This is a genomic window from Variovorax sp. 38R, from assembly GCF_014843395.1.
In the GTDB taxonomy this organism is placed as follows: Bacteria; Pseudomonadota; Gammaproteobacteria; order Burkholderiales; family Burkholderiaceae_C; genus Variovorax; species Variovorax paradoxus_H.
In genome coordinates, this window is record NZ_CP062121.1 from 231,017 (window position 1) to 248,693 (window position 17,677).

Here is a 17,677-nt window from a genome sequence, read left to right on the forward strand (position 1 = left end):
GAGGAGTCCCCATGACGACCCAGTCCTCCGTTTCGCGCCGCTCACAAAAGCTGGCGCTCCTGGCACCGGCAGCGCTCACGGCCCTTACCCTGGCCTGCGGCGCCGTGTCAGCCAAGACGTTGGTGTACTGCTCCGAAGGAAGCCCGGAAAATTTCTATCCGGGCATGAACACCACCGGCACGTCGTTCGACGTGACCACGCAGGTCTACAACACCATCGTCGAATTCGAGCGCGGCGGCACCAAGGTCATGCCGGGCCTGGCTGAAAAATGGGACATCTCGGCTGACGGCACGGTGTACACCTTCCACCTGCGCAAGGGCGTGAAGTGGCACACCACGAGCAAGAGCTTCAAGCCCACGCGCGACTTCAACGCCGACGACTTCATCTTCATGCTCGAGCGCCAGTGGAAGGAGAGCGACCCCTTCTTCAAGGTCACGAGCCAGAACCACTCGTACTTCAACGACATGGGCATGCCCAAGCTGCTGAAGTCGGTGGACCGCATCGACGACCACACGGTGAAGATCACGCTCAACCAGGCCGAGGCGCCGTTCCTGGCCAACCTGGCGATGCAGTACGCGGGCATCCAGTCGAAGGAGTACGCCATCGCGATGCTGAAGGCCGGTACGCCCGAGAAGGTCGACCAGGACCCGGTCGGCACCGGGCCGTTCTACCTCGTGCAGTACCAGAAGGACGCGATCATCCGCTTCAAGGCCTTCCCGCAGTACTGGGGCGGCAAGGCCAAGATCGACGACCTCGTGTTCGCGATCACGCCCGACGCCTCGGTGCGCTGGGCCAAGCTGCAGAAGGGCGAGTGCCACGTCATGCCGTACCCGAACCCGGCCGATCTCGACGCGATCCGCAAGGACCCGAACGTGCAGGTGCTGGAGCAGCCGGGCTTGAACGTCGGCTACCTCTCGTACAACACGACGAAGAAGCCTTTCGACGATGTGCGCGTGCGCAAGGCCATCAACATGGCGATCAACAAGAAGGCCATCATCGACGGCGTGTACCTCACGACCGGTGTTGCGGCGAAGAACCCGATTCCGCCGACCATGTGGTCCTACAACGACGCGACCAAAGACGATCCGTACGACCCCGAAGCCGCGAAGAAGCTGCTGGCGACGGCCGGCTTCCCCGACGGCTTCTCGACCGACCTGTGGGCCATGCCGGTGCAGCGTCCGTACAACCCGAACGCCAAGCGCATCGCCGAGCTGATGCAGGCCGACCTCGCCAAGATCAATGTCAAGGCCGAGATCAAGAGCTTCGAGTGGGGCGAGTACCGCAAGCGCCTGCAGGCCGGCGAGCACCAGATGGGCATGCTGGGCTGGACCGGCGACAACGGTGACCCGGACAACTTCCTGTACACGCTGCTGGGCTGCGCCTCGGCCAAGTCGGCCAGCGGCAGCAACATCTCGAAGTTCTGCTACCAGCCCTACGAAGACCTCGTGGTGAAGGCCAAGAGCACGGTCAAGCAGGCCGACCGCGACGCGCTCTACAAGAAGGCGCAGGTCATCTTCAAGGAGCAGGCGCCGTGGTTCACCATCGCGCACGCGGTGCAGCTGAAGCCGGTGCGCAAGGAGGTGGTCGACTTCAAGCTCAGCCCCTTCGGCCGCCATACGTTCTACGGCGTGGACATCAAGTAAGCCGCCGTGGTTGCGCCCATCGCCATCGTGGCGGCCATGCACGAGGAGCTGAGCGCGCTCCTCGCGCGCATGCCCGACGAGCAGCGCGTGCGCGTGGCCGGCCGCGACTTCTGGGTGGGCCACCTGCAAGGCCAGTCCGTGGTCGCGGTGCTGTCGCGCATCGGCAAGGTCGCGGCGGCGGTCACGGCCACGGTGCTGCTCGAACGCTTCGGCGTGCGGGCGATCGTGTTCACGGGCGTGGCGGGCGGACTGGCGCCGGGCGTGAATGTCGGTGACGTGGTCGTGGCGACCGAGCTGCTGCAGCACGACATGGACGCCTCGCCGATCTTTCCGAAGTACGAGGTGCCGTTGATGGGGCGCTCACGCTTCGCGGCCGATGCGGCCATCGGCGATGCACTGGCGGCGGTGGCTGAAAGCACGCTGCGCGACCCGGTGCACCTGGTGGGACAGAAGGCGGTCGATGAATTTCGCTTGCAGTCACCGAAGGTCCATCGCGGCCTGCTGATCAGCGGTGACCGCTTCGTATCGACCACCGCAGAGAGCGGCGCCCTGCAGCGCTCGTTGCCCGATGCGCTCGCGGTCGAGATGGAAGGCGCGGCGATGGCGCAGGCCTGCCATGACTACGGTGTGCCCTTCGCGGCACTGCGGACCATTTCGGACCGCGCCGACGATGCCGCACACGGCGACTTCACGCGCTTCGTGGCCGAGGTCGCGAGCCGCTACAGCCTTGCGCTCGTCGACGCGTGGCTCGCTTCCTTGCCGCGCGACGCGGCCTGAAGCCCCTACGGCGCGAGCCGACGCAGTGACGGCAGGTCGCGCAACAACGGCGGGATCGACAGTGCCAGCAGCAGAGCGGCCAGCGGCACGACGCAGATGAAGCCCACGTGCTTGAAGCCCAGTGCGCCGACCGCGCCTCCGAGAACGAACATGCCGACCAGCCCGCCGCAGCGGCGCAGCCGGCTGCGGTCGTGGCGCACCGGCAGCGGTGTGGACGGCGCGCGCCGGTTCCAGTAGAGCATCTTGCCCAGCTCGATCCCCACGTCGGTGATGTTGCCGGTCATGTGGGTGGTGCGCGTGCTGCCGCCCGAGGTCTTCGACGCCACGGCGTTCTGCAGCCCCATGATGAACGACAGCAGCAGCACCGTGAGCGGCACCGCGAACGGCGTGGCCCAGGTCAGGGTGATGGCGCCGGCGAGGCCGAACGGGAACATCAGCGCGGCCTCCAGCAGCAGCGGCAGCGCATACACGCCATGCAGCCGATGCTGGCGTGCCCAGTTCACCAGCACCGCGCAGACCGCGGCGCCGCTCACGAACGCGAGGATCGCGCCCAACGCGTTCAGCAGCAACGTGAGGTTGCCCAGCACCATGCCGTCCGCCAGCTGCGAGGCGAAGCCGGTCATGTGCGAGGTGTACATGTGCAGCACGAGGAAGCCGCCCGCATTGACGGCGCCGGCATTGAAGGCCAGCAACAGGCCGAGCGCGGTGTTCGTCGACGGCGCGCGGTGGCGGTTGGTGAGAAAACGAAGTCTGCGCACGGGGCCCTCCAGGTCAACTGCCTGTCGGCAGTCACTCTAGCACCCGATGCACAGCCCTACTTGAGCCAGCCGCGCCGGCGGAAGTACCACATCGGCCCCAGCGCGCTCGCTGCCATCAGCGCCAGGGCGTACGGGTAGCCGCCCTGCCAGTCGAGCTCGGGCATGTACTTGAAGTTCATGCCGTAAATGCTCGCGATCAGCGTGGGCGGCAGCAGCGCGACGCTGGCCACCGAGAAGATCTTGATGGTCTTGTTCTGGTTGATGTTGATGAAACCGACGGTCGCATCCATCAGGAAGTTGATCTTGTCGAAGAGGAAGGCCGTGTGGTTGTCGAGCGATTCGATGTCGCGCAGGATCTGCCGCGCTTCTTCGAACTGCTCGGCGTTGAGCATCTTGCTGCGCATCATGAAGCTCACGGCGCGGCGTGTGTCCATCACGTTGCGGCGGATGCGGCCGTTCAAGTCTTCCTGCCGCGCGATGGCGCCGAGCACCTCGCCGGCCAGCTCGTCGCTGACGTTGCCCGACAGCACTTTCTTGCCGGCCACTTCGAGCTCGTCGTAGATGTTCTCCAGCGTGTCGGCCGAGTATTCGGCGTCGGCGTCGAAGAGTTTGAGCATCACTTCTTTCGCGTCTTCGATCAGCCCCGGCGCGCGGCGTGCGCGCATGCGCAGCAGGCGGAACACGGGCACGTCTTCGTCGTGGATCGAGAACAGCACGCCGCGGCTGCGCAGGTCGGTGTTGTGCTGGTTGAGGATGAAGGCGACGCGCACGGTGCGCGGGTCTTCGTCGTCGTCGATCAGGAAGTCGGAGCGGATGTGCAGCTCGCCGTTGTCTTCTTCGTAGAAGCGGGCCGACTCCTCGATGTCCTCGTCCATCGCGTCTTCGGGAATGGAGAGGCCGTAGTACTGCTTGATCCAGCGCTTTTCTTCGAGCGTGGGCGACTCGAGATCGACCCAGATCGGCTGGAACTTGGAGAGCTCTTCGAGCGACTCGATCTCTTCCTGGACGAGGCGGCCGTTGGCGAGCGTAAAGATATTGAGCATGGGCTCACTCCCGGGAATGACTGAACGATGGGCGAGGGAGGGGCGCTTTCAATTCCCGCAGACCCGGCGTCAGTACATCATGCGCGGCGTCGGAAGGGAGTTGAAAGCTGCCGAGACGGGGCGGTTTCCATGGGGAGTCTCCGGTTGCAGCGAGGCGCGATTATGTCACTGGCCATTGGGCGGCAAGGCACTCGGGCTGGACGGACATACAGTAAAGTCGTGCCCATGCAGACCGCTGCGCCTCCCATTGTTTCCACCGCACCGAAGACGCAAGCCGAGCGCCTGGCTGCGGCGCTTGCCGCGCTCAACGACGACCAGCGCGCGGCGGTCGAGCACGGCGTGGGTACGGCGGTCGGCGAAGACCATCGGCCGCTGCTCGTGATTGCCGGCGCGGGGTCGGGCAAGACCAGCACGCTCGCGCACCGGGTGGCGCACCTGATCGCGGGCGGGGTCGATCCGCAGCGCCTGCTGCTGCTCACGTTCTCGCGCCGCGCCGCGCAGGAAATGGAGCGCCGCGCGGGCCAGGTGCTGGCGCGTGTGCTGGGCCTGAAGTCGGAACGCCCGCCGGCGCTGCCGTGGGCCGGCACCTTCCACGGCATCGGCGCGCGGCTGCTGCGCGAATACGCCGCGCAGATCGGGCTCGACGAGAACTTCACCATCCACGACCGCGGCGACGCCGAAGACCTCATGGGGCTGGTGCGGCACGAGCTGGGGCTGTCGTCCACGGTGAACCGCTTTCCGCGCAAGGGCACGTGCCTGTCGATCTACTCGCGCTGCGTGAACACGCGCGCGCCGCTGGCCGAGGTGCTGAAAGACAACTTTCCCTGGTGCGCCGAGTGGGAGGCCCAGCTCAAGACGCTGTTCGGCGCGTACGTCGAGGCCAAGCAGCAGCAGAACGTGCTCGACTACGACGACCTGCTGCTCTACTGGGCCGAGATGGTCGCCGAGCCCGCGCTGGCCGCGCATGTCGGCGCGCGCTTCGACCATGTGCTGGTCGACGAGTACCAGGACACCAACCTGCTGCAGGCCGCGATCCTGCGCGCAATGAAGCCCGACGGGCGCGGCGTGACGGTGGTGGGCGACGACGCGCAGTCGATCTACTCGTTCCGCGGCGCCACGGTGCGCAACATCCTGGACTTTCCGTCGCAGTTCTCGCAAGAGGCGCGCATCGTCACGCTGGAGCGCAACTACCGCTCGACGCAGCCGATCCTCGATGCGTCGAACCGCGTCATCGCGCAGGCCGCCGAGCGGCACGCCAAGACGCTGTGGACCGACAAGCCCTCGGCCGGCAAGCCGGTGCTGGTGCTCGTGCCCGACGAGGCTGGGCAGGCGCGCTGGGTGGCCGACAAGATCCTGGCGCACCGCGAGGGCGGGTTGGCGCTGAAGTCGCAGGCGGTGCTGTTTCGCACCTCGTCGCACAGCGCGGCGCTCGAACTGGAGCTGGCGCGACGCAACATCCCGTTCGTGAAGTTCGGCGGGCTCAAGTTCCTCGAGGCCTCGCACGTGAAGGACCTGCTCGCCGTGCTGCGTTTCGCGCAGAACCCGCGCGGACGCATGGCGGGCTTTCGCGTCACGCAGCTCATTCCCGGCGTGGGCCCAGCCACCGGCACGCGCCTGCTCGACGCGATGGACCAGGCGGCCGACCCGGCCGCGGCCGTGCGCGACTTCGTGCCGCCGTCGGCCGCGCGCGAACAGTGGGCCGACTTCGCCCAGGCCTATGCCGCGTTGCGCGAACCGTCGCTGAAGTGGCCGGCCGACGTGGAGGTGGCGATGCAGTGGTACCAGCCGCACCTGGAGCGGCTGTACGAAGACACCTCGGGCGTGCGGCGCGCCGACGTCGAGCAGCTGGCGCGGCTGGCGGGCGGCTATGGCTCGTGCGAACGCTTCCTCACCGAACTCACGCTCGATCCGCCCGAAGCCACCAGCGACCGGCCCGGCCCGCCGCTGCTCGACGAGGACTACCTGATCCTGTCGACCATCCATTCGGCCAAGGGGCAAGAGTGGAACTCGGTGCACGTGATCAACGTGGTCGACGGCTGCATGCCGGCCGACGTGGCGCAGGGCGCTCATGAGCTGGAAGAAGAGCGGCGCCTGCTCTACGTGGCGATGACGCGGGCCCGCGACCACCTGCACCTGGTGATGCCGCAGCGCTTCCACATCACGCAGCAGGCGGCGCGCGGCGACCGGCACCTGTACGCCAACCGCACCCGTTTCATCACCGAGTCCGACCTCGCGGGCTTCGAGCTGCAGACCTGGCCGCCGCCTCCGGTGCTGCCGCCTGCCGTGCCGCCGCCGGCTGCAGTGATCGACCTTCGCAATCGCATGCGCGCCGCCTGGCGCTGAACGGGCCAGCCCTTCGGTCGGGAGGGTCACTGGGTGCGGTGCGTGGAAACACTTGCTTCCAATGTGCCGCAACCGCATACCCCTGCACGGGGACAGCTATGGAAACAATAGCGGATTGGGGCATGCAATACACCGGCCCGTCACTCGGGCAAGCCCCGGTATTGCAATACCGTGACAGCTTGGGCATAGTGAATCCGACCGCCCCCTTTCTCCATCTCTCTCTTCCTCTTCCCCTCTCTCCCAACCTCACCTGTTTCGCCGGCCACGCTTCATCCCGGAGCGCGGTCATTTCCCCAACCGTCAATTCTCAGGAGGTCATTCATGAATTTGACGATCAGCGGTCATCACCTCGACGTCACACCTGCCTTGCGCACCTACGTCACGAGCAAGCTGGACCGGATCACGCGACATTTCGACCAGGTGGTCGATGTCAAGGTGATCCTCACGGTGGAAAAGCAGAAGGAAAAGGAACGCCGCCAAAAGGCGGAATGCAACATCCACGTCAAGGGCAGTGACATGTTCGCGGAATCGAGCCACGCTGATCTCTACGCCGCGGTCGATGAGCTGGTCGACAAGCTCGACCGCCAGGTGGTCCGCCACAAGGATCGCCTGCAAGACCACCATCACGTGGCACCCAAGCGCGTGATGTAAACGCCGGGCCCCGCGCCCCGCATCTCAGGCCGCCTTCGGGCGGCCTTTTGTTTGTCCGACCACATTGGTGGGGCTTTGCAAAGGCCTCCAGAGGAGGCGACGCCTCTTGGCAACACATGTAGACGAAAGTAATTAGGGGGACTGGGGGTTTTTACCGAGGAGGTGCATAATCGCCCCCGCCCTGACCCCACCATGAATCGCCTCGCGTCCATCCTGCCGCCCGCTCAAGTGCTCGTGAGCGTTGACGCCACCAGCAAGAAACGTGCTTTCGAAGAAGCTGGTCTTCTGTTCGAAAGCCTTCACGGCCTGGGACGTGCCCTTATCACCGACAGCCTGTTTGCGCGCGAGCGCCTCGGCTCCACCGGTCTGGGCCATGGCGTTGCCATTCCGCATGGCCGCATCAAGGGCCTCAAGGCGCCGATGGCCGCGGTGTTCCAGCTGGCGAACCCCATCGGCTTCGACGCTCCCGACGAGCAGCCCGTGGCGCTGCTGATCTTCCTGCTGGTGCCCGAAGCGGCGACGCAGAAGCACCTCGAAATCCTGTCTGAAATTGCCGAGCTGCTGAGCGACGCCGGCCTGCGCGAGCAGATCAAGTCCAGCACCGACGCCGCCGCACTGCACGGCCTCATTGCCGGCTGGCAATCGACCCAGGTCGCCTGAGCGCACGCGCCGGGCCTGCCGCTGCTGATAAGCTGCGGCGACGCTTTTCTCTCCCTCCATCCTGACCAGAATGCCGGCGTCCCGCGCCGGCCGCCGCACGCATGAAGCCGACCGTCATCAGCGCCGATGCCATGTTCGAGGAGTTCCGCGGATCGCTCCGCTGGGAATGGCTCGCGGGGCTCGGCGCCTCGGAGCGCCAGTTCGACCCCGACGTCATCAGCCGTGCGCAGTCGGCCGCCGACCTGGTCGGCTACCTGAACTACATCCACCCGTACCGCGTGCAGATTCTGGGCGCGCGCGAGGTGGCCTACCTCACGCGCGGCAGCAAGGAAGACTGCGTGCGCCGCATCGGCCGCATCGTCACGCTGGAGCCGCCGATGCTGGTGCTGGCCGACGGCCAGGCCGCGCCCGACGAGCTGCTGTCGATCTGCGAACGCGCCCAGCTGCCGCTCTTTGCCACGCGCGAGTCGTCGGCCTTCGTGATCGACCTGCTGCGCGCCTACCTGTCCAAGCACTTCGCCGAGCGCACCTCGATGCACGGCGTGTTCATGGACATCCTGGGCATGGGCGTGATGATCACGGGCGAGTCGGGCCTGGGCAAGAGCGAGCTCGGCCTGGAGCTGATCTCGCGCGGCAACGGCCTCGTGGCCGACGACGCGGTCGACCTGTACCGCATCAACCAGAACACCATCGAGGGGCGCTGCCCCGACCTGCTGCTGAACCTGCTGGAGGTGCGCGGCATCGGCCTGCTGGACATCCGCGCGATCTTCGGCGAGACGGCCGTGCGCCGGAAGATGCGGCTGAAGCTCATCGTGCACCTCGTGCGGCGCGACAGCTTCGAGCGCGACTACGAGCGCATGCCCTCGGCGCCGCTCACGCAGGACGTGCTGGGCATCCCGGTGCGCAAGGTCATCATCCAGGTGGTGGCGGGGCGCAACATCGCCGTGCTGGTGGAAGCCGCGGTGCGCAATTCGATCCTGCAGCTGCGCGGCATCGACACGTATGCCGATTTCGTGGCGCGCCACCACAAGGCGATGGAGAGCGGGCGCGATCCGGACTGAGCAAAGAAAAAGCCCTTCCAGCTGAAGGGCTGGAAGGGCCGCTGTCTGCTTCAGCAGGTCTTCAGCGTCAGCGCTTCTTGACGCAATCGCCGCACAGGCCGTACAGCGACATGGCGTGGTCCTGCAGGATCCAGCCCTTGTCCTTGGCGATCATCTGCTGGCGGCGCTCGATCTCGGCGTCGTAGAACTCCTCGACCTTGCCGCACGAGGTGCAGATCAGGTGGTCGTGGTGCGTGCCTTCGTTCAGCTCGTAGACCGCCTTGCCGCTTTCGAAGTGGCTGCGCTCCAGGATGCCGGCCTGCTCGAACTGCGTGAGCACGCGGTACACGGTGGCCAGTCCGATGTCGGAGTGTTCGTTGAGCAGCACGCGAAAGACGTCTTCCGCTGTCATGTGCCGCTGGCTGCCGGTCTGGAAGATCTCGAGGATCTTCAGTCGCGGCAAGGTGGCCTTGAGGCCGGTGTTCTTGAGTTCGTCGATGTTGGCCATGATGGTTCCTGCGCCCTGGGCTGAGGCCGGGCCTTCAGGCTCGGCCGCTACAATGTTCGATCATATCGCTACCCCCTCTTCTCCCATGCCTGCCATCCTCCAACGCCGGCCCTGGTTGCTGGTTGCTGCCATTGCGGCGACGCTCGCCCTCGGTGCCTGCAGCGGTTTCAGCGAACGCACGCGTGGCGCGCTGTCTGCCGTCACCCCCTACAAAGTCGAAGTGGTGCAGGGCAATTTCGTGTCGAAGGAACAGGTCGCGGCACTCAAGCCCGGCATGTCGCGCCAACAGGTGCGCGAGATCCTCGGCACCTCTCTGCTGAACGACGTCTTCCACGCCAACCGCTGGGACTACGTCTTCACGATCCGCCGCCAGGGCGTCGATCCGCAGGAGCGCCGCCTGACCGTGTTCTTCAACGGTGAACTCATGGACCGCTTCGAGGGCGACGAAATGCCCAGCGAAGAAGAGTTCGTCGCCACGCTCGACACCCGCCGCAAGACCGGCAAGGTGCCGCAGCTCGAGGCCACCGAAGACGAGCTCAAGAAATTCGCGCCCAAGGCCGACAAGAAAGCCGATGCCACCGGCACCCCGGCAGCCCCCGTGCCCGCGCTGCCGGCCGCCTACCCCCCGCTCGAAGCTGCGCGCTGAGCGTGCGCGGCAGGGCTCCGGCGGCGGCCACCCCACCTGCGGGCGGTGCCCGCCGGACCGGTGGTTGGCTTGCGTCGGTGTCCATGGCTCCCGTAGGGACTTTTCAAAGACTGAATCGCCGTGACTGAACCGACCACCACCCCCACTTCCGCTTCTTCTTCCTCCGCCCCCGCCCTGCGCCGGGTCGCGATCGCCGGCGCCTCGGGCCGCATGGGCCACATGCTGATCGAGGCCGTGCGCAACGCGCCCGACTGCCGCCTGGCCGGCGCCCTCGACATCGCGGGCAGCGCCGCCCTCGACGCCGATGCCGCGGCTTTCCTGGGCTTCACCAGCGGCGTGCCCATCGTGGCCGACCTGCGCACCGGCCTCCAAGACGCGCAGGTGCTCATCGACTTCACCCGCCCCGAAGGCACGATGGCGCACCTCGCCGTGTGCCGCGAGCTGGGCGTGCAGGCCGTGATCGGCACCACCGGTTTCAGCGACGCGCAGAAGGCCGAGATCGCCGAGATCGCCAAAGACATCGCCATCATGATGGCGCCCAACATGAGCGTGGGCGTCAACGTCACGCTCAAGCTGCTCGACATGGCCGCCCGCGCCATGGCCACCGGCTACGACATCGAGATCGTCGAGGCCCACCACCGCTTCAAGGTCGACGCCCCCTCGGGCACCGCGCTCAAGATGGGCGAAGTGATCGCCGACGCGCTGGGCCGCGACCTCAAGGACTGCGCCGTGTATGGCCGCGAAGGCATCACGGGCGAGCGCGACCCGTCGACCATCGGCTTCGCCACCATCCGTGGCGGCGACATCGTGGGCGACCACACGGTGCTGTTCGCGGGCATCGGCGAGCGCATCGAAATCTCCCACAAGTCGTCCAGCCGCGTGACCTACGCGCAGGGCGCGCTGCGTGCGGTGCGCTTCCTGGGCGGCCAGCGCAACGGTCTGTTCGACATGTTCGACGTGCTGGGCTTGCGCTAAGCACGCGGACCACAACCAAGGACGCGGATGAGCGTGCTCGAACTGCTGACCCACGGTGACGGCGTCAGCCGTTCGGTGGCCGCGCTGCTGCTTGCGATGTCGATCGCCAGCTGGGTCGTGATTCTCTGGAAAGCCTGGCTGCTGCGCGGCGGCACGCGCGACGTGCTGCGCAGCATCGCGGCGTTCTGGCAATCGGCCACCCTGGCCGAGGCCGAGCAGAAGCTCCAGGCCTTCGACCGCGCCGAACTCGTGCGTCCCGCCGTGGCCGCGCTGCGTCAGGCCGCCACCGAAGCCCCCGGCGGCACGCTGGGCGCCACGGTCGATCGCAACCAGCGCCTCACGCGCGTGCTGCGCGGCGCGCTGCATGGCGCGCTGCGGCGCCTGCAGGCCGGACAGATCCTGCTGGCCACCGTGGGCGCCACCGCGCCCTTCGTCGGCCTGCTCGGCACCGTCTGGGGCATCTACGGCGCGCTGGCGGGCATCGCGGGCCAGACCGGCGGCTTCACCATCGACAAGGTGGCCGGCCCGGTCGGCGAGGCGCTCGTCATGACGGCCTTCGGCCTCGCCGTCGCCATTCCGGCCGTGCTGGCCTACAACGTGTTCGGCCGTGTCGTGGGCCGCGTCGAGGCCGAGCTCGAAGGCTTCGCGCACGACCTGCTCGGCAGCTTCGGCGAAGCGCCGAAGCCCGCCGCACCGCCGCCCGCGCGGCCGATGCCCGTTTAGAGAGCAGCACACACACCATGGCCTTCGGACGCACATCGCTAGGCAGCAGCGCCGCAGGCGGCGGGCGTGCCGTGGGCGCGGGCGGGCAGCGTCCGCTGTCCGACATCAACGTCACGCCGCTGGTCGACGTGATGCTGGTGCTGCTGGTGATCTTCATCATCACCGCGCCGCTGATGGCCAGCTCGATCAAGCTCGACCTGCCGCAGACCGACGCGGGCCAGCCCAACGGCACGCCCAAGTTCGTGAGCCTGTCGGTCGATGCGTCGGGCAAGACTTTCTTCAACGACAAGCCCGTGACCGACGAAGAGCTGACGGCGCAACTCGAGAAGGCCGCCGCCGACAGCAAGGACACCGAGGTGCAGTTGCGCGCCGACCAGACCGTGCCGTATGGCAAGGTGGTGGCGCTGATGGGGATCGCGAACAAGGCGGGGTTGAGCCGGATCGGGTTCGTGACCGAGGCGGAAGCGGCGCCGGCAAAACCGCGCTGAGCCTGGCTTTGCTCCTTCCCCTTCCCCGGAAGGGGAGGGAGAAATACCGAAGACTCAGCTCAGCACGACCGGCTTCGTATGCCAGATCTCGTGCGCGTACTCCGCGATCGTCCGGTCCGACGAGAACGCCCCCATCCCCGCCACATTGAGGATCGCCATGTGCGTCCACGCGTCCGCATCGCGGTACAGCGCATCGACCTCGGCCTGCTTGGCCACGTAGCTCGCGTAGTCGGCCAGCAGCAGGTAGTGGTCGCCCCAGTTCACGAGCGCGTCGTAGATGCCCTGGTAGCGCGCGGGCTCGCCCGGTGAGAACGCGCCGTCGCGAATGGCGTCGAGCACGCGCTTGAGTTCGGCGTTTTCTTCGTAGATCTCGCGCGGCTGGTAGCCGCGGGCGCGGATGTCGGCCACCTCGGGCGTGGTGTGGCCGAAGATGAAGATGTTCTCGGGGCCCACGTTCTCGCGCATCTCGACGTTGGCGCCATCGAGCGTGCCGATGGTGAGTGCGCCGTTCAGCGCGAACTTCATGTTGCCCGTGCCCGAGGCCTCGGTGCCCGCGGTGGAAATCTGCTCCGACAGGTCGGCCGCCGGCATGATGATCTCGGCCAGGCTCACGCTGTAGTTCGGCAGGAACACCACCTTCAGCAGCTTGCCGACGCGCGTGTCGGCGTTCACGGTGGCCGCCACGTCGTTGATGAGGCGGATCACCTGCTTGGCCATCGCGTAGGCCGAGGCTGCCTTGCCCGCGAACACGACCACGCGCGGCACGATGTCGACCGGCGCGCCGCTGGCCTGCGCATCGAGGATGCGGTGGTAGCGCGCGATCACGTGCAGCACGTTGAGCAGCTGCCGCTTGTACTCGTGGATGCGCTTGACCTGCACGTCGAACATCGCGTCGGTGTCCAGGTCGAGCTTCAGATGCTCGCCGACCCAGTTGGCCAGCCGCAGCTTGTTCTCGCGCTTGGCATGGCGAAAGGCGCGCACGAAGGCGGGCTGCGCGACCATCGGCCGCAGGGCTTCGAGCTGCGACAGGTCGCGTCGCCAACCCTTGCCGATGCGCTGGTCGAGCAGGCCGGCCAGCGGCGGGTTGGCCTGCGCGAGCCAGCGGCGCGGCGTGACGCCGTTGGTCTTGTTGTTGAAGCGCTCGGGAAAGATCTTCGCAAAGTTGGAAAAGATCGACTGCTTCATCAGCTCCGAGTGCAGCCCCGACACGCCATTGATCGAGTGGCTCGCCAGCACCGCCACATACGCCATGCGCACGCGCCGCTCGCCCGCTTCGTCGACCAGCGACAGCCGGCGCATCAGCTCGACGTCGTTGCCCACCTTCTGCGTCACCGTGGCCAGGAACTTCGCGTTGATGTCGTAAATGATCTGCAGGTGACGCGGCAGGATGCGCCCGAGCATCTCGACCGGCCAGGTCTCCAGTGCCTCGTGCATCAGCGTGTGGTTGGTGTAGCTGAACACCTTCTGCGTGTGGCCCCAGGCCACGTCCCACGCCAGGCCGTGCTCGTCGAGCAGCAGGCGCATGAGCTCGGGCACGGCCAACACCGGGTGCGTGTCGTTCAGATGGATGCTGACTTTTTCGGACAGCTGGTCGAAGCTCGTGTGATTGCGCAGGTAGCGGCGCAACAAATCTTGCACGCTGGCGCTGCAGAAAAAATACTCCTGATGCAGCCGCAGCTCGCGGCCCGAGGGCGTGGAGTCGTCGGGGTAGAGCACGCGCGAGACGTTCTCGGAGTGGTTCTTGCTCTCCACGGCCTGCATGTAGTTGCCGCGGTTGAAGGCCGACAGGTCGATCTCTTCGGTGGCGCGCGCCGACCACAGCCGCAAGGTGTTGGTGGCCTGTGTGCCGTAGCCGGGAATGATCGTGTCGTAGGCCACGGCGCGCACGTCGTGCGTGTCGACCCAGTCGGCCGCGCCGTAGGGCGCATTGGTGCCCTCGCGCTTTTGCACGCGACCGCCGAAGCGCACGCGGTAGTTCACCTCGGGCCGCTGGAACTCCCATGGGTTGCCGCGCGTGAGCCAGTAGTCGGGCGTTTCGACCTGCTGGCCGTCGACGATCTGCTGGCGGAACATGCCGTATTCGTAGCGGATGCCGTAGCCCATGCCGGGCACGCCGAGCGTGGCCATCGAATCGAGAAAGCAGGCCGCGAGCCGCCCCAGGCCGCCATTGCCGAGCGCCGCATCGGGCTCGCGTTCGGCCAGCGCCGCCATGTCGACGCCGAAGTCGGCCAGCGCCTCACGCACGATGCCGTACAGGTCGACAGCGAGCAGCGCGTTGGTGAAGGTGCGGCCGATGAGGAACTCCATCGACAGGTAGTACACGCGCTTGAGGTCCTGCGCGTAGTTGGCGCGCGTGGTCGTCATCCAGCGCTCGACGAGCTGGTCGCGCACGGCCAGCGCGGTGGCGTGCAGCCAGTCGTCGGGGCTGGCGGCCACGGGGTCCTTGCCGACGGCGTAGATCAGCTTGTTGGCCACTGCGCGCTTGAAGGCGGCAACGTCGCGGTCGGGGTGGTCGTAGGCGAAGTCCTTGATCGTCATGGGGGGCGTTCTCGGGGTGGGTTGTGGGGTGTGGGGTGTGGGGCGGTCGTTCAGGCCAACGCCCGTTGATACACATCGATGTACTGCGCGGCTGCGGTGCCCCAGTCGGCCGGGCGCCGCATGGCGTTGCCGCGCACGCGGCGCCAGTCGGGGGCGCGCTGGTAGAGCGCGAAGGCGCGGCGCAGGGCGCGGTCGTAGTCGGCGTCTTCGAAGCGGTCGAACACGAAGCCGGTGGCCGCGCCGCTGGCCATGTCTTCCAGCGTGCAATTGACCACCGTGTCGGCCAGCCCGCCCACGCGGCGCACCAGCGGCAGGCTGCCGTACTTCAGGCCGTACATCTGCGTGAGGCCGCAGGGCTCGAACAGCGACGGCACGAGCGTTACGTCGCCTGCGCCGAAGAGTTGGTGCGCGAGCGTCTCGTCGTAGCCGATCGTGACGCTCACCGATTCGGGCGCCGCTGCCGCGCGCTGGCGGAAGGCCTCTTCGAGCCAGCCTTCGCCGCTGCCCAGCAACGCGAGCTGGCCGCCCTGCGCGAGCAGCGTGTCGAGGCCGCCGAGCACGAGGTGCAGGCCCTTCTGTTCGGTGAGCCGGCTCACCACGATGAACAGCGGCGCGTCGGGGCGCTCGGCCAGCCCCAGCTGGCGCTGCAGCACCGACTTGCAACGCGCCTTGCCGGCCATGTGGCGGCCTTCGGGCGTTTGATAGCCCTGCACCAGCGCGGCGTCGGTGGACGGGTTCCAGACCTGGTCGTCCACCGCGTTGAGGATGCCGCTGAGCACGTTGCTGCGCTGGCGCAGCAGGCCGTCGAGGCCGCAGCCCTGTTCGGGCGTCTGGATCTCGAGCGCGTAGGTCGGGCTCACGGTGGTGAGCTGGTCAGCAAAGCAGAGGCCGCCCTTCATGAAGGAAACCTGGCCGTGGTACTCCAAGCCGTTCATGTGGAAGGCCGACGCCGGCAGGCCGAGTTCGGCGAAGTGCTTCGGCGCGAACAGGCCCTGGTAGGCGAGGTTGTGCACGGTGAACACGGTGCCCACGTGCGGGCCACCTGCGCGCCGCGCGAAGGCCAGGTAGGCGGGCGCGAGCGCCGCGTGCCAGTCGTGCGCGTGCACGATGTCGGGCCGCCAGCCGGGGTCGAGTCCTTGCGCGAGCTGCGCCGCCGCCCAGCCCAGCAGCGCGAAGCGCCGGTGGTTGTCGCTGTAGGGCTGACGCGTGGTGCCTTCGTACGGATTGCCGGGCCGGTCGTAGAGCGCGGGCGCGTCGATCACGTAGGTGGGAAGCGGCGGTGCGCCGGCAATGGCGACATGCCCGGCGCGCAGGCCGAAGCGTTCGCCCCAGGGCGCGGTGAACTCGGCCACCGGCGTCAGGTCGCGCACGCCGGCGACGATGGCGGGAAAGCCCGGCAGCAGCGCACGCGCGTCCTGCCCCGCGGCCATGAGCGCCAGGGGCAGGGCGCCGGCGATGTCCGCCAGGCCGCCGGTCTTGAGGAGGGGAAACAGCTCGGCGCTGACCTGCAGGATGCGCATGGTGTGATCAGGAAGCGGCAGCGGGCACGGGGTCGGGCGCCAGCCGGTGCAGCATTTCGCGCGTGACCAGCACCACGCCCGTTTCGGTGCGCTCGAAGCGCGCGGCATCGGCCTCGGCGTCTTCGCCGATCACCGTCTCGTCGGGGATCACGCAGCCGCGGTCGATCACCACGCGGTTCAGCCGGCAGCCGCGGCCCACTTCCACGTCGGGCAGCAGCACGGCTTCGTTGATCTCGCAGAAGGAGTGGATGCGCACGCCCGAGAACAGCACCGCGCTGCTGATCTTCGAGCCCGAAACGATGCAGCCGCCCGAGACGATGGTGTTGACCGTCATGCCGTGCTTGCCCTCGCGGTCGAGCACGAACTTGGCCGGCGGCAGCTGCCGCTGGTAGGTCCAGATGGGCCAGTCCGTGTCATAGATGTCGAGCTCCGGGGTGATCGAGGCCAGGTCCAGGTTGGCTGCCCAGAATGCATCAATCGTGCCCACGTCGCGCCAGTAGGCCTTGGCGTCGGGTCCGCGCGAGGCGCGCGTGACGCACGACATGCTGAACGGATGCGCCAGCGCGCGGCCCTCGGCCACGGCGCGCGGGATGATGTCCTTGCCGAAGTCGTGGCTCGAGTCGGGGTTGGCGTTGTCTTCCTCGAGCAGCCGGTACAGGTAGGCCGAGTCGAAGATGTAGATGCCCATGCTGGCCAGTGCCATGTCGGGGTGGCCCGGCATGGCGGGCGGGTCGGCGGGCTTCTCGAGGAAGCTCGTGATCTGCCGGCCATCGTCCACCGCCATCACGCCGAAGGCCGTGGCCTCCATGCGCGGCACCTCGATGCAGCCGACCGTGCAGCCCAGGCCGCGCTCGGCGTGGTCCTTGAGCATGATGGAGTAGTCCATCTTGTAGATGTGGTCGCCGGCCAGCACCACCACGTAGTCGTGCGGCGTGGAGCGGGTGCTGATGATGTCCAGGTTCTGGAACACCGCATCGGCCGTGCCGCGGTACCAGTGCTCGTCGCCCATGCGCTGCTGCGCGGGCAGCACGTCGACCATCTCGTTGAGTTCGGCACGCAGGAAGCTCCAGCCGCGCTGCAGGTGGCGCATGAGCGAGTGCGACTTGTACTGCGTGACCACCGCCATGCGCCGGATGCCGGAGTTCAGGCAGTTGGACAGCGCGAAGTCGATGATGCGGAACTTGCCGCCGAAGTACACGGCCGGCTTGGCGCGGCGATCGGTGAGCTGCTTGAGGCGGGAGCCCCGGCCGCCGGCCAGCACCAGCGCGATGGTGCGGCGGACCAGTTGATGGGCCTGCAGGGGCGCCTGCGGGGCCTGTGTGGCCCGGGTGTTGAGCTTGTCCATCTGTGTCTCCGTTCGTTCG

16 protein-coding genes are annotated in these 17,677 nt (G+C 67.4%); 10 read left to right on the plus strand and 6 right to left on the minus strand.

Annotation, left to right across the window (positions count from 1 at the left end; genetic code table 11):
- The first annotated feature begins 11 nt into the window (after positions 1 to 11).
- Positions 12 to 1,643, plus strand: a complete 1,632-nt coding sequence (locus IG196_RS01035; RefSeq protein ID WP_192194597.1) for an ABC transporter substrate-binding protein — start codon at positions 12 to 14, stop codon at positions 1,641 to 1,643.
- A 6-nt stretch (positions 1,644 to 1,649) separates the two neighbouring features.
- Complete coding sequence (locus IG196_RS01040) at positions 1,650 to 2,420, plus strand: 5'-methylthioadenosine/adenosylhomocysteine nucleosidase (RefSeq protein WP_192194599.1); 771 nt, start codon at positions 1,650 to 1,652, stop codon at positions 2,418 to 2,420.
- Between the two features lie 5 nt (positions 2,421 to 2,425).
- Here the strand turns inward: IG196_RS01040 and IG196_RS01045 are convergent, their stop codons facing one another.
- The gene (locus tag IG196_RS01045; RefSeq protein WP_153281024.1) at positions 2,426 to 3,178 is read right to left on the minus strand and encodes a YoaK family protein; all 753 of its coding nucleotides are present in this window, start codon (positions 3,176 to 3,178) and stop codon (positions 2,426 to 2,428) included.
- A gap of 56 nt (positions 3,179 to 3,234) precedes the next feature.
- Positions 3,235 to 4,221, minus strand: a complete 987-nt coding sequence (corA, locus tag IG196_RS01050; RefSeq protein ID WP_192194600.1) for a magnesium/cobalt transporter CorA — start codon at positions 4,219 to 4,221, stop codon at positions 3,235 to 3,237.
- A gap of 225 nt (positions 4,222 to 4,446) precedes the next feature.
- Here corA and IG196_RS01055 point away from each other — a divergent pair, with 225 nt between their 5' ends.
- The 4 genes from IG196_RS01055 to hprK all read left to right on the plus strand — a co-directional run bounded on the left by IG196_RS01055 (position 4,447) and on the right by hprK (position 8,936).
- On the plus strand, positions 4,447 to 6,564 hold the full coding sequence (locus IG196_RS01055; RefSeq protein WP_225616881.1) for an ATP-dependent helicase: 2,118 nt from the start codon (positions 4,447 to 4,449) through the stop codon (positions 6,562 to 6,564).
- 321 nt (positions 6,565 to 6,885) lie between these two features.
- Entirely contained in the window at positions 6,886 to 7,215 is a 330-nt protein-coding gene (hpf, locus tag IG196_RS01060) for a ribosome hibernation-promoting factor, HPF/YfiA family (protein WP_101493353.1), read from the plus strand.
- Between the two features lie 192 nt (positions 7,216 to 7,407).
- Entirely contained in the window at positions 7,408 to 7,875 is a 468-nt protein-coding gene (locus tag IG196_RS01065) for a PTS sugar transporter subunit IIA (RefSeq protein WP_042581318.1), read from the plus strand.
- A gap of 101 nt (positions 7,876 to 7,976) precedes the next feature.
- On the plus strand, positions 7,977 to 8,936 hold the full coding sequence (gene hprK, locus IG196_RS01070) for an HPr(Ser) kinase/phosphatase (protein ID WP_062481041.1): 960 nt from the start codon (positions 7,977 to 7,979) through the stop codon (positions 8,934 to 8,936).
- A 67-nt stretch (positions 8,937 to 9,003) separates the two neighbouring features.
- On the opposite strand, the gene fur is transcribed toward hprK, so the two are convergent.
- A complete protein-coding gene (gene fur, locus IG196_RS01075) occupies positions 9,004 to 9,423 on the minus strand; it encodes a ferric iron uptake transcriptional regulator (RefSeq protein ID WP_056584276.1) in 420 nt (139 codons plus the stop codon).
- 85 nt (positions 9,424 to 9,508) lie between these two features.
- On the opposite strand from fur, the gene IG196_RS01080 reads away from it, so the two are divergent.
- From IG196_RS01080 to IG196_RS01095, 4 genes are all read left to right on the plus strand, one after another.
- Positions 9,509 to 10,069 (plus strand): outer membrane protein assembly factor BamE, encoded by a 561-nt coding sequence (locus IG196_RS01080; protein ID WP_192194602.1) that lies wholly within the window; start codon positions 9,509 to 9,511, stop codon positions 10,067 to 10,069.
- Positions 10,070 to 10,243: 174 nt separating this feature from the next.
- On the plus strand, positions 10,244 to 11,044 hold the full coding sequence (gene dapB, locus IG196_RS01085) for a 4-hydroxy-tetrahydrodipicolinate reductase (RefSeq protein WP_192196884.1): 801 nt from the start codon (positions 10,244 to 10,246) through the stop codon (positions 11,042 to 11,044).
- A gap of 27 nt (positions 11,045 to 11,071) precedes the next feature.
- Positions 11,072 to 11,767, plus strand: coding sequence for a MotA/TolQ/ExbB proton channel family protein (locus IG196_RS01090; RefSeq protein WP_192194604.1), 696 nt, complete (start codon positions 11,072 to 11,074; stop codon positions 11,765 to 11,767).
- 17 nt (positions 11,768 to 11,784) lie between these two features.
- The gene (locus tag IG196_RS01095; RefSeq protein ID WP_192194605.1) at positions 11,785 to 12,255 is read left to right on the plus strand and encodes an ExbD/TolR family protein; all 471 of its coding nucleotides are present in this window, start codon (positions 11,785 to 11,787) and stop codon (positions 12,253 to 12,255) included.
- Positions 12,256 to 12,309: 54 nt separating this feature from the next.
- On the opposite strand, the gene IG196_RS01100 is transcribed toward IG196_RS01095, so the two are convergent.
- From IG196_RS01100 to glgC, 3 genes are read right to left on the minus strand one after another with little or no spacing between them, the layout of a single operon-like run.
- Positions 12,310 to 14,793, minus strand: a complete 2,484-nt coding sequence (locus IG196_RS01100; RefSeq protein ID WP_192194607.1) for a glycogen/starch/alpha-glucan phosphorylase — start codon at positions 14,791 to 14,793, stop codon at positions 12,310 to 12,312.
- A gap of 50 nt (positions 14,794 to 14,843) precedes the next feature.
- Complete coding sequence (glgA, locus tag IG196_RS01105) at positions 14,844 to 16,313, minus strand: glycogen synthase GlgA (protein WP_192194609.1); 1,470 nt, start codon at positions 16,311 to 16,313, stop codon at positions 14,844 to 14,846.
- Between the two features lie 7 nt (positions 16,314 to 16,320).
- Positions 16,321 to 17,658: a glucose-1-phosphate adenylyltransferase gene (gene glgC, locus IG196_RS01110; protein ID WP_192194611.1), complete on the minus strand. Its 1,338-nt coding sequence runs from the start codon at positions 17,656 to 17,658 to the stop codon at positions 16,321 to 16,323.
- Positions 17,659 to 17,677 lie beyond the last annotated feature (19 nt).

Coding starts and splice junctions, on each gene's coding strand:
- IG196_RS01055 (WP_225616881.1), top strand. CDS start 4,447: ATGCAGACCGCTGCGCCTCCCATTGTTTCCACCGCACCGAAGACGCAA.
- hpf (WP_101493353.1), top strand. CDS start 6,886: ATGAATTTGACGATCAGCGGTCATCACCTCGACGTCACACCTGCCTTG.
- corA (WP_192194600.1), bottom strand. CDS start 4,221: ATGCTCAATATCTTTACGCTCGCCAACGGCCGCCTCGTCCAGGAAGAG.
- IG196_RS01090 (WP_192194604.1), top strand. CDS start 11,072: ATGAGCGTGCTCGAACTGCTGACCCACGGTGACGGCGTCAGCCGTTCG.
- IG196_RS01100 (WP_192194607.1), bottom strand. CDS start 14,793: ATGACGATCAAGGACTTCGCCTACGACCACCCCGACCGCGACGTTGCC.
- IG196_RS01065 (WP_042581318.1), top strand. CDS start 7,408: ATGAATCGCCTCGCGTCCATCCTGCCGCCCGCTCAAGTGCTCGTGAGC.
- IG196_RS01035 (WP_192194597.1), top strand. CDS start 12: ATGACGACCCAGTCCTCCGTTTCGCGCCGCTCACAAAAGCTGGCGCTC.
- glgC (WP_192194611.1), bottom strand. CDS start 17,658: ATGGACAAGCTCAACACCCGGGCCACACAGGCCCCGCAGGCGCCCCTG.
- IG196_RS01095 (WP_192194605.1), top strand. CDS start 11,785: ATGGCCTTCGGACGCACATCGCTAGGCAGCAGCGCCGCAGGCGGCGGG.
- IG196_RS01080 (WP_192194602.1), top strand. CDS start 9,509: ATGCCTGCCATCCTCCAACGCCGGCCCTGGTTGCTGGTTGCTGCCATT.
- fur (WP_056584276.1), bottom strand. CDS start 9,423: ATGGCCAACATCGACGAACTCAAGAACACCGGCCTCAAGGCCACCTTG.
- hprK (WP_062481041.1), top strand. CDS start 7,977: ATGAAGCCGACCGTCATCAGCGCCGATGCCATGTTCGAGGAGTTCCGC.
- glgA (WP_192194609.1), bottom strand. CDS start 16,313: ATGCGCATCCTGCAGGTCAGCGCCGAGCTGTTTCCCCTCCTCAAGACC.